Genomic DNA, 9,721 nt, shown 5'->3' on the forward strand with positions numbered 1-9,721 from the left:
GCGGGGGTGCTGCAGACTGGCGCACCATGGCCGTATGAGCCTCAACGTCGAGCACCACGAATCACGGGTCCTGCCCTCCGAGAAGCCAGTGCGACTCCTCGACAACGCGGGTCACGCGTTGCGCGGGCCCGAGACCGGCGGCTTCGAGCTGCCCGCCACCGAGACCCTCCTCGAGCTCTACCGGCGGATGGTGATCGCCCGGCGGTTCGACGTCCAGGTCACAGCGCTCACCAAGCAGGGCCGGCTCGCCACGTATCCGTCCGCGTACGGCCAGGAGGCCTGCGAGATCGGCGTCGTCTCGGCGATCACCGCCGACGACTGGTTCTTCCCCACCTACCGCGACAGCATCGCCCTCCTCACCCGCGGCCTCGAGCCGGCCGACATCCTGCAGTCCTTCCGGGGCGACTGGCACAACGGCTACGACCAGCGGGCGCACCGCACCGCCGCGCAGGCCACGCCCCTGGCCACGCAGGCGCTGCACGCCGTCGGCCTCGCCCACGCCGCGCGCCTGCGCCACGACCCGATCGTGACCCTCACCTACCTCGGCGACGGCGCCACCAGCGAGGGCGACGCGCACGAGGCGTTCAACTTCGCGGCGGTCTGGCAGACCCCGACCGTCTTCCTCGTGCAGAACAACCAGTTCGCGATCAGCACGCCGCTCTCGCGCCAGTCGCACGCGACGACCCTCGCCGACAAGGCGGTCGGCTACGGCATGCCCGGCTACCATGTCGACGGCAACGACGTCGCCGCGATGTACGCCGTCGCCACCGCCGCGGTCGATCGGGCGCGAGCCGGCGGCGGCCCGACGCTGATCGAGGGGCTCACCTACCGCATCGAACCGCACACGAACTCCGACGACCCGACGCGCTACCGCCAGGGCCGCGAGGTCGAGCACTGGAAGCGCCGCGACCCCATCGAGCGCCTCGAGAAGTACCTGGTGTCCGAGGGGGCCCTCACCGACGAGGTCCGGGCCGAGATCGGCGAGGCCGCCGAGGCGCTCGCCGCCCGCACCCGGGAGGCGATGAACGAGCAGCCCGAGCTCGACCCGCTGGAGCTGTTCGATCACGTCTACGCGACCCCGCGCACCGCGCTCGCCGAACAGCGCGCCGCCCTCGAGGCCGAGCTCGCCGCCCACCGCGCCGAGGAGGTGACGGCCCGATGAGCCGCACCGCGACCGAACGCGCCGCCGACGCCGCGGCCGCCGCCGCCCAGCCGATGACCATGGCGGGCGCGCTCAACGCGGCTCTCCGCGACGCGATGGAGGCCGACGACCGCGTGGTCGTCTACGGCGAGGACGTCGGCCCGCTCGGCGGTGTCTTCCGCGTCACCGACGGCCTGCAGTCCCGGTTCGGCGACGAGCGCGTGTGGGACTCGCCGCTCGCCGAGTCCGGCATCATCGGCACCGCCGTCGGCATGGCCATGTACGGCATGCGGCCCGTCGTCGAGATGCAGTTCGACGCGTTCAGCTATCCGGCGTTCGAGCAGATCGTCTCGCACGTCGCGAAGATGCGGAACCGCACCAAGGGCCGCCTCGAGCTGCCCATGGTGATCCGGATCCCCTGCGCCGGCGCCATCGGCGGGGTCGAGCACCACTCCGACTCGTCCGAGGCGTACTGGGCCGCCACGCCCGGCCTGACGGTGGTCATGCCCTCCAACCCCGCCGACGCGTACTCGATGCTGCGCGAGGCGATCGACAGGGACGATCCGGTCGTGTTCATGGAGCCGAAGAGCCGCTACTGGTCCAAGGCGAGCCTCGAGCTGCCCGTCCGCACGGAGCCGATGAACCGGGCGAAGGTCGTCCGCGAGGGCACGGACGTCACGCTCATCGGGTACGGGCCGACCGTGCGGACCGCTCTCGACGCGGCATCCGCTGCCGAGGCCGAAGGGCTGTCGGTCGAGGTCGTCGACCTGCGGAGCCTCTCGCCGTTCGACGACGAGACCGTGAGCGCGTCGGTGCGGAAGACCTCGCGGGCCGCCGTCATCCACGAGGCCGCGCAGTTCGGCGGCTACGGCGCCGAGGTCGCAGCGCGGCTCACCGAACGGAACTTCTTCCACCTCGCCGCGCCGATCCTCCGCATCACGGGGTACGACATCCCGTACCCGTCGCCGAAGCTCGAGGAGCACTACCTGCCGACGCCCGACCGGGTGCTGGACGCGCTCGCCTCGTGGGAATGGGACCTCGCATGAGCGCGCACGAATTCATCCTGCCCGACCTCGGGGAGGGCCTCACCGAGGCGGAGGTCGTCGCCTGGCTGGTGCAGCCCGGCGACGAGGTCACCGTCGACCAGCCCGTCGTCGAGCTCGAGTCGGCCAAGTCGGTCGTGCAACTCCCGACGCCGATCGCGGGAGTCGTCGAGTCCCTCGGCGGCGAGGTCGGCCAGGTGCTCCACGCGGGCGAGGTCCTGCTCCGGCTCGCTCCTGTGGGGGCGACCGTCGAGGGCACGGATGCCGCGCCCGAGACCGCGCCGGCGGCGACCGCCCAGCACCCGGACACGGCCACGGCACCGGCGGCGGCCGAGCCCGGCATCGCGGTGCCGACGGATGCCGCGGGCGAGGAGTCCGGCGCCGTGCTCATCGGCTACGGCACCCGCACCGCCGCGGCCTCGGCCCGTTCCTCGTCGGCGCCGTCCCGCTTCGGACGGCGGCGGAGCGAGGGCCCGGGCGGACCCGAGCGCCCGACCGCGGAGCCGACGGCGACGTCGTCCGAGGCATCCGAACCGTCCGCTCCGGCGGCGGAGGCCGCGGACGGCGGCGAGCACCACGGACTCCTCGAGCAGGGACGCCGCTCCCCCGTCATCTCGCCCATCGTGCGGCGCCTGGCCCGCGAGCACGGCTTCGACGCGAGCGAACTGCTCGGCACCGGACCGGACGGCCTCGTCACCCGGGGCGACGTGGAGGCCTTCATCCGCGAGCTCGACGACGCCCGCCGCGCTCCGGCCGAGACCGCGGCCGCGGCGCCGGCCGTCTCGGCGGTCACCGCGCCGACCCCCGGCGGCGACCGGCGCGTTCCGCTCGACCGGCTGCAGCGTGCCGCCGCCGCGCACTTCACGCGCTCACGCCGCGAGATCCCCGAGGCGACCGTGTGGCTGGACGTCGACGCGACCGAGCTGCTCGCCGCGAAGCGGCAGCTCCAGGAGGCGACGGGCGAACGCTTCGGGATGACGGCGCTCGTCGCACGATTCGTCGTGGCGGGGCTGAAGCGGCATCCGTCGTTGAACGCGAGCTTCGACGCCGACCGCGACGAACTGGTGCTGCACTCGGCCGTCAACCTCGGCCTGGCCGCCCAGACCCCGCGCGGGCTCCTCGTTCCGGTGGTGCACGGTGCCGAGCGGATGTCGCTGCGCGAGCTGCGCGACGCCGTGCAGGCGCGCACCGAGCAGGCGTCAACGGGCGCGTTCCCGCCCGACGCCCTGTCGGGCGGCACCTTCACGCTGAACAACTACGGCACCCTCGGCGTGGACGGCTCGGCCGCGATCATCAACCACCCGGAGGCCGCGATGCTCGGGATCGGCCGGCTCGTCCAGCGCCCGTGGGTCGTCGACGGCGAACTCGCCGTGCGCACCGTCACGGAGCTGACGATCTCGTTCGACCACCGCGTCTGCGACGGCGCCGAGGCCGCCGCGTTCCTGACCTACGTCGCCGGGTGCATCGAGCGGCCCATCGCGCTGCTCGCCGAACTCTGAGCCGGTGAACGGATCGAGGCGCATCCCGCCGGGATGCGCCTCGATCGTTTCCGGGCTCCGGCCGGTCTAGAAGAAGTCGTCCGGGGTGCCGGCGGCGCGCTCCACGTCACGCGTGTCGATGCGCGCTCCGGCCAGCTTGGAGACGGCGAGCCTGAGGCCCGACTCCATCTGCGCGGCCCACGCATCGGATTCGCGCGCGGTCGCCTCGGCGGCGCGAGCGCGGGCCTCGGCGGCATCCGCTGCCCGGCGGGCCTCGGAGACCTGCCGGAGCACGATGGTGATGCCGTAGTAGGCGGCGACCATGGTGGCGATCGGCGCCGCGACGATCGCGAGCGCGGTGACCCCGGAGGCGTCGGGCGCGAAGGCGACCACGAGCGCGAACGCCAGGAACAAGACCACGATGGCGGCGAGGACGACGGTCATGAACCGCAGGTCCCGGCTCCACGCGCCACGCGACCGGGTCGCGCCCGCCGAGGGCTGTGCACCACCTCCGGCGGTCGCCTGGACGTCGTCGGCCCCGAGCACGGCGGTGTCGCCGTGCGCCGGATCCACGAGCGCCGGGTCGGTCGGACGGGTGGTGGTGTCGCTCATCGATGGTGCCCCTTGCGTTCGGATCGTGCCCTCATTGTCCCGCCGCCGTCCGGAGGCGGTCAAGGAAGCGCGCCGGGCGCAAGGGGTGCCCGCCGCAGACACCGGACGGTAGCGTCGAATCGTCGACGAACGGAGGCACGGTGCCAGGTGACGCTGCGCGGCGCGCGGGGACGCGCGAGGGCCCGCGCTCGAGCGACCCCCCGGAGACCGTGCACGAGGCGTACCGGGTGAACGGCCGGCAGTACGGCATGCACCGGTCGGGCGCTGCGGAGGTCGCGGCCACCTCGATCCTGCTGGTCCACGGCATCGGCATGACCCATGCGTCGCTCGCCACGGTCCAGGGGCGGATCCCGCCGTCCGTGCGGACGTGGAACGTCGACCTGGCCGGGTTCGGCGACACGGAGCGGCCCGCGCGGGCGACGAGCGTCGAGGAGTACGCGGCGGACCTCGCCGCGCTGCTCGATCGGCTCGATGCGTGGCCGGTGGTCGCCGCGGGCCACTCGATGGGCACGCAGATCGTGCTCGAGCTGGCACGGCTCCGGCCCGACGGCGTGCGCCACGTCGTCATGGTCGGGCCCGTCGTCGACGTCGAGCGGCGCTCGGTTCGGCAGCAGGCGCTCGACCTGCTGCGCGACACCCTCGGCGAGCCGATGCCGGTCAACGCGCTCGTGGTCCGCGACTACTTCCGCGGCGGCGTCCGCTGGTACCTCAAGGTGCTGCGCGAGATGATGCGGTACCCCACCCTCGAGCGGATGCCGGGCTGCACGGTTCCCGCAACGGTGGTGCGCGGCGAGCGGGACCCGATCGCCCGCGAAGCGTGGTGCCGGCGCCTCTTCGCGGAGAACGGCGCCGAGGCGCGCCTCGTGTCGGTCGCGGGCGACCGTCACGTGGTCCCCCGCACCTCCCCCGAGCGGCTCGCCGCCGAGCTGGTCCGCCTGGCCGGTGGTCCCGCCCCGGATGTCGGTGGGTCCTGAGATGCTCTCAGTATGGAAGCCGTCGAACTCAAGCAGACCATCCAGCTCGCCGTCGGCGACACGCTGGTCAGCGCGACCGGCAGCGTGTACGAGATCACCAAGCTCGCGCGCGTCGGCCGCGGCATCCGCGTGCACTACGTGACCGAGGCCGGGCACGCCGGCCGATTCACCGCGGCACCCGACGCCGTGACCCGCGTCCGCCGCTCGGGGTCGTTGCAGGCCGCGTGATCCGGCACCCCAGCCGGGTGCGAACCTCATCCTGAGAACGCAAGAACCCCGCCACACTCGGTGGCGGGGTTCTCGATGATGGTGGATCTGAGGGGACTCGAACCCCTGACCCCCTGCATGCCATGCAGGTGCGCTACCAGCTGCGCCACAGACCCGTTCGGGATGCCGCCCCGTGCGGGGCAACGGATTCAGCGTACACCAGCCCCGGCCCCGAAATGAAATCGAGGGAGCCTCACGCGGACGGCGCCGCAGGCCCCCCGGTCGAGGTGTCGTGGCGCTCCAGCAGCGGTGCCACGGGGATCGCCGGGCAGTCCCGCCAGAGCCGCTCGAGCCCGTAGTAGAGGCGTTCCTCCTGGTGGAAGACGTGGACCACGAGGTCGCCGAAGTCGAGCAGCGCCCAGCGTCCGCCGTCGCGCCCCTCACGCCGCGCGACGTCCTGTCCGGCCTCGCGGACGGCCTCGACCACGGCATCGGCGATCGCGACGACGTTCCGCTCAGAATTGCCGCTCACGAGGAGGAAGACGTCCGCGAACGGCAACGGCTCGGACACGTCCAGCGCGACCAGGTCCTCGCCCCCCTTGGCGTCCGCCGCGCGTGCGGCGACGGCGAGCAGGCGATGTGCGTGGTCGGATGCGGTCATGTACTCGACTTCCTGGTTGCGGACACGATGGATGCCTAGAAGAGCCCGGCGATGGCGCCGACGACGAGGGTGGCCACCACACCGAGCGCGAGCACGCCGGCGGTGACGGCGAGCACGAGCGGGACGTTCATGCCCTCCTTCGACGGCGGCGCCACCATCGCGCGGTTCTGGCCCTGCGTGCTGATCGCGCGGGTCGCGGCGACGGGCGCGACGCCCGGACCCGCGACGTCCTCGACGCTGCTGTCGAAGAGCCGGTCGACGTCGGCGGAGTCGATCTGGCTCGGGTGCACTCCGGTGGCGCCGTAGCTCCGCGGCAGGTCGATCGAGCCGGTCACCATGATCTCGCCAGTGGGCGCGAGCGGCGTGCCGAGCGCACCATGGTCCGGCAGCGTGGGGAGGATGAGCGCGTTCGTGGTCGTGGGAACGCCACGAGGCGAGCCCCCACGGGAGAGCACCTGGTCGTAGGGCTCCTCGCGGTCGTCCGGCAGGTTCAGCTGCGACGTCCAGTGGCCGACCGGTTTCGGTGCGACGACCGGCTCATCGAGACCCGCGTCGACGGTCGTGTGCGGCGCGGCCGCCCGGATCGGCGCCTGGTGCGGTGCCGAACGGTGCGGGGCCTCGGGCCGTGCCGCGGATCGCGGCGGCGACTCCCCCGCGGTCGGGCGCTGCGGCGCCGAGCCGCGATCCGGCGCGGGGCGCCGCTGGTCGTCGTCGCCCTCGAACCCGTCGGCCGCGTGGGCGTCGAGCATGGCGCGCAGTTCGCGCCGGGTCAGCGTGCGCTCGGGCGTGTTGAGCTGCGAGGGCGCCGGCTGCGGCGCCGCCGTGCGCACCTCGGGCTGCGACGGACGCTGCGGCTGCGGGCGTGCCGGAGCCGGCGTCGGCATCGCGCCGGACGCCGTGGCCGCCAGGCCGCCGGAGGTCGTCGCCGAGCGCTGGGCCTGCGAGGGGACCGGTCCGGACGAGGTGGCCGTGCCCGGATGCGGGCGCTGCGCGGGCGGAAGCTCGTCGTATCGCGGCATCGACGCGCCCTGGCGGGGCGGTCTCGGATGCTGCGGCCGCTGCTGGGGCGCAGGTCCGGGCCGGGCCTCGCCGTGGCGGCGATCGGCGGGAGAAGGCCCCTGGGGGCTCCGCGCCGGCATCGGTCCGCGGGCGGACGCTCCCCCGTACCCGCCGGGCTGCGGCGCGCCCGACGTGGCGGGCTGCGGCACGCGAGGCTGCTGCGGGTACGGCTGCGAGGCGGGCGGCGGCGCGGGTGCGGCATCCGTCGACTGGGCCGCGGCGGCTTCGGAACGCTGCTGCTCGGCCAGGCGCTCGCGCTCGCGGATCTCGCGACGCGTGAGCGGCGGTTCCTGCGACGACGTCATTCGACACTCCGGTAGAGGTGGTGCTTGGAGATGTACTGGACGACCCCGTCAGGCACCAGATACCACACCGGGAAGCCCCGGCGCGTCCGATCCCGGCAGTCCGTCGACGAGATCGCCAGCGCCGGTACTTCGAGCAAGCTTACGTCCTGCTCAGGCAATCCCGAAACGGACAGCACGTGTCCCGGGCGACTCACAGCCACGAAATGCGCCAGCGACCAGAGCTCCTCGACGTCCTTCCAGGACAGGATCTGGGCGATCGCGTCGGCTCCCGAGATGAAGAACAGGTCGGCGTCGGGGCGCTCGGCGCGCATGTCGCGCAGGGTGTCGATCGTGTAGGTCGGCTTCTGCCGGTCGATGTCGACCCGGCTGACGGTGAACCGCGGGTTCGAGGCCGTGGCGATCACGGTCATGAGGTACCGGTGCTCGGCCGGCGTCACGACCTCTTTGTAGTAGGGCCGCCCGGTCGGCACGAACACGACCTCGTCGAGCTCGAACGACTGCGCGACCTCGCTCGCCGCCACGAGGTGACCGTGGTGGATGGGATCGAAGGTGCCGCCCATCACGCCGATGCGTGGTCGGCGCGATTCGGTCGCCATGGCCGTTCCGACGACCTCAGTGACCGCCGTGCTCGCCTCCCGCGTGGCGCGCGGCGTACGCGGCGGCCTTGGCGCGGTGACGGTTCGCCACGTCGCGGTAGGAGTACGTGACGGCGCCGAGTGCGAAGAAGATCACGAGCGTGATGATGCCGTAGACGAAGGGCTCGAACGGGAGCTCCCGTGCGAACTCGGTCTCGGTGAACACCGTGTTCGTCAGCACTGCCGTCGCAAGGCTCATCGCCGTTCCTCCAGGTCTCGCGGATGTCGCTCCGGACAGTCTACCGGTCAGAACGCGGTCGTCCGACCCGGGCCGGGCACCGGCGCGTCAGGCGCGCGCGTGCCCCGCGCCGCGCACGATCCACTTGGTGCTCGTGAGCTCCGGCAGGCCCATGGGTCCGCGCGCGTGCAGCTTCTGCGTCGAGATGCCCACCTCCGCACCGAAGCCGAACTCGGCGCCGTCGGTGAAGCGGGTCGAGGCGTTGACCATGACGGCCGCCGCGTCCACCTCCTCGAGGAACCGCTCGGCATTGCCGAGGTCGTTCGTGATGATCGACTCGGTGTGCTTCGTCGAGTACCGCCGGATGTGCTCGAGCGCCTCGTCGAGCGAGTCCACGATGCCGACGGAGAGGTCGAGGCTCATGTGCTCCGTCGCCCAGTCCTCCTCGGTCGTGGGCACGGCGGAGGGGTGCAGCTCGCGCACGCGCTCGTCGCCGTGCACCGTCACGCCCGACGCCTCGAGGCGTTCCAGCACGGGCGGAAGCAGCCGCGCCGCGGCATCCGAGTGCACCAGGAGCGTCTCGAGCGCGTTGCACACGCTGGGCCGCTGCACCTTGGCGTTGTGGACCAGGTCGACCGACCAGTCCTCGCGCGCGCTCGCGTCGAGGAACATGTGGACCACGCCGGCGCCCGTCTCGATGACGGGCACCGTGGCCTCGTCGACGACCGCGCGGATCAGCGCGGCGCTCCCGCGCGGGATGAGGACGTCGACGTGGTCGCGGGCGCGCATGAGGTGGCGTGCTCCCTCGCGACCGTAGTCGTCGACCGTCTGCACGGCGTCGCCGGGCAGGCCCGAGCTCGAGATCGCGTCGCGGAGCACCTCGACGAGCACGGCGTTGGTGCGCTCGGCGGCCGAGCCGCCACGCAGCGCCACGGCGTTGCCGCTCTTCAGCGCCAGCGCCGCGATGTCGACCGTGACGTTCGGGCGCGCCTCGTAGATCGCGCCGACCACGCCGAGGGGGACGCGGACCTGTTCGATCCGGACGCCGTTCGGCAGGGTGCGCCCGCTCACCGTCTCGCCCACGGGGTCGGTGAGGGCCACGACGTCGAGCACGGCGTCGGCGATCGCCCCGATGCGCCGTTCGTCGAGGGTGAGGCGATCGAGCAGCCCGGTACTGAGACCGGACCGGCGTCCGGCGTCGAGGTCGGCGGCGTTGGCGGCGACGATCTCGTCGACGCGGGCCCGGAGCCGTTCCGCGATGGCCGTCAGCGCGGCGTCCTTCTCGGCGGTGGTCGCGCGAGCGAGCCGGCGCGACGCCTGCTTCGCGGCGGCGAGCCGCCCGTCGAGGACGGACGCGAGGTTCGACTCGAGGTCGATGGCGGGGTCGGGGCGGACGTCGGTCATGCGGCCAAGCCTAGTTCGCGCTCG

11 protein-coding genes and 1 tRNA gene are annotated in these 9,721 nt (G+C 73.1%); 5 read left to right on the forward strand and 7 right to left on the reverse strand.

The genetic code is table 11. The features are described from left to right. Window positions 1–34: 34 nt before the first annotated feature. Genes pdhA through M1L56_RS13985 form a run of 3 tightly spaced genes read left to right on the forward strand, consistent with a single transcriptional unit; the run spans window position 35 to window position 3,683 of the window. Window positions 35–1,162 (forward strand): pyruvate dehydrogenase (acetyl-transferring) E1 component subunit alpha, encoded by a 1,128-nt coding sequence (pdhA, locus tag M1L56_RS13975; RefSeq protein ID WP_248599690.1) that lies wholly within the window; start codon window positions 35–37, stop codon window positions 1,160–1,162. Beyond that, window positions 1,159–2,187, forward strand: a complete 1,029-nt coding sequence (locus tag M1L56_RS13980) for an alpha-ketoacid dehydrogenase subunit beta (RefSeq protein ID WP_248599691.1) — start codon at window positions 1,159–1,161, stop codon at window positions 2,185–2,187. Before pdhA ends, M1L56_RS13980 begins: the two co-directional genes overlap by 4 nt. Continuing rightward, on the forward strand, window positions 2,184–3,683 hold the full coding sequence (locus tag M1L56_RS13985) for a dihydrolipoamide acetyltransferase family protein (RefSeq protein ID WP_248599692.1): 1,500 nt from the start codon (window positions 2,184–2,186) through the stop codon (window positions 3,681–3,683). Before M1L56_RS13980 ends, M1L56_RS13985 begins: the two co-directional genes overlap by 4 nt. A 66-nt stretch (window positions 3,684–3,749) precedes the next feature. Here the strand turns inward: M1L56_RS13985 and M1L56_RS13990 are convergent, their stop codons facing one another. Then, window positions 3,750–4,274, reverse strand: coding sequence for a hypothetical protein (locus M1L56_RS13990; RefSeq protein ID WP_248599693.1), 525 nt, complete (start codon window positions 4,272–4,274; stop codon window positions 3,750–3,752). A gap of 140 nt (window positions 4,275–4,414) precedes the next feature. On the opposite strand from M1L56_RS13990, the gene M1L56_RS13995 reads away from it, so the two are divergent. Together M1L56_RS13995 and M1L56_RS14000 are read left to right on the forward strand one after the other, a co-directional pair. Continuing rightward, complete coding sequence (locus tag M1L56_RS13995; protein ID WP_248599694.1) at window positions 4,415–5,248, forward strand: alpha/beta fold hydrolase; 834 nt, start codon at window positions 4,415–4,417, stop codon at window positions 5,246–5,248. A gap of 12 nt (window positions 5,249–5,260) precedes the next feature. Continuing rightward, window positions 5,261–5,476, forward strand: a complete 216-nt coding sequence (locus M1L56_RS14000) for a hypothetical protein (protein WP_067946815.1) — start codon at window positions 5,261–5,263, stop codon at window positions 5,474–5,476. A gap of 79 nt (window positions 5,477–5,555) precedes the next feature. On the opposite strand, the gene M1L56_RS14005 is transcribed toward M1L56_RS14000, so the two are convergent. The 6 genes from M1L56_RS14005 to M1L56_RS14030 form a co-directional block, all read right to left on the reverse strand. Further along, window positions 5,556–5,631, reverse strand: a tRNA-Ala gene (locus M1L56_RS14005). A gap of 77 nt (window positions 5,632–5,708) precedes the next feature. Beyond that, the gene (gene rsfS, locus M1L56_RS14010) at window positions 5,709–6,116 is read right to left on the reverse strand and encodes a ribosome silencing factor (RefSeq protein WP_067946814.1); all 408 of its coding nucleotides are present in this window, start codon (window positions 6,114–6,116) and stop codon (window positions 5,709–5,711) included. Window positions 6,117–6,151: 35 nt separating this feature from the next. Then, a complete protein-coding gene (locus tag M1L56_RS14015) occupies window positions 6,152–7,480 on the reverse strand; it encodes a hypothetical protein (RefSeq protein WP_248599695.1) in 1,329 nt (442 codons plus the stop codon). Then, entirely contained in the window at window positions 7,477–8,076 is a 600-nt protein-coding gene (gene nadD / locus M1L56_RS14020) for a nicotinate-nucleotide adenylyltransferase (RefSeq protein ID WP_248599696.1), read from the reverse strand. Before nadD ends, M1L56_RS14015 begins: the two co-directional genes overlap by 4 nt. 16 nt (window positions 8,077–8,092) lie before the next feature. Beyond that, window positions 8,093–8,314 (reverse strand): hypothetical protein, encoded by a 222-nt coding sequence (locus tag M1L56_RS14025; protein ID WP_067948495.1) that lies wholly within the window; start codon window positions 8,312–8,314, stop codon window positions 8,093–8,095. 87 nt (window positions 8,315–8,401) lie between these two features. After that, window positions 8,402–9,697, reverse strand: a complete 1,296-nt coding sequence (locus M1L56_RS14030; protein WP_248599697.1) for a glutamate-5-semialdehyde dehydrogenase — start codon at window positions 9,695–9,697, stop codon at window positions 8,402–8,404. Window positions 9,698–9,721: the final 24 nt, after the last annotated feature.

The organism is Agromyces sp. C10, assembly GCF_023217995.1.
GTDB classification, from domain to species: domain Bacteria; phylum Actinomycetota; class Actinomycetes; order Actinomycetales; family Microbacteriaceae; genus Agromyces; species Agromyces indicus.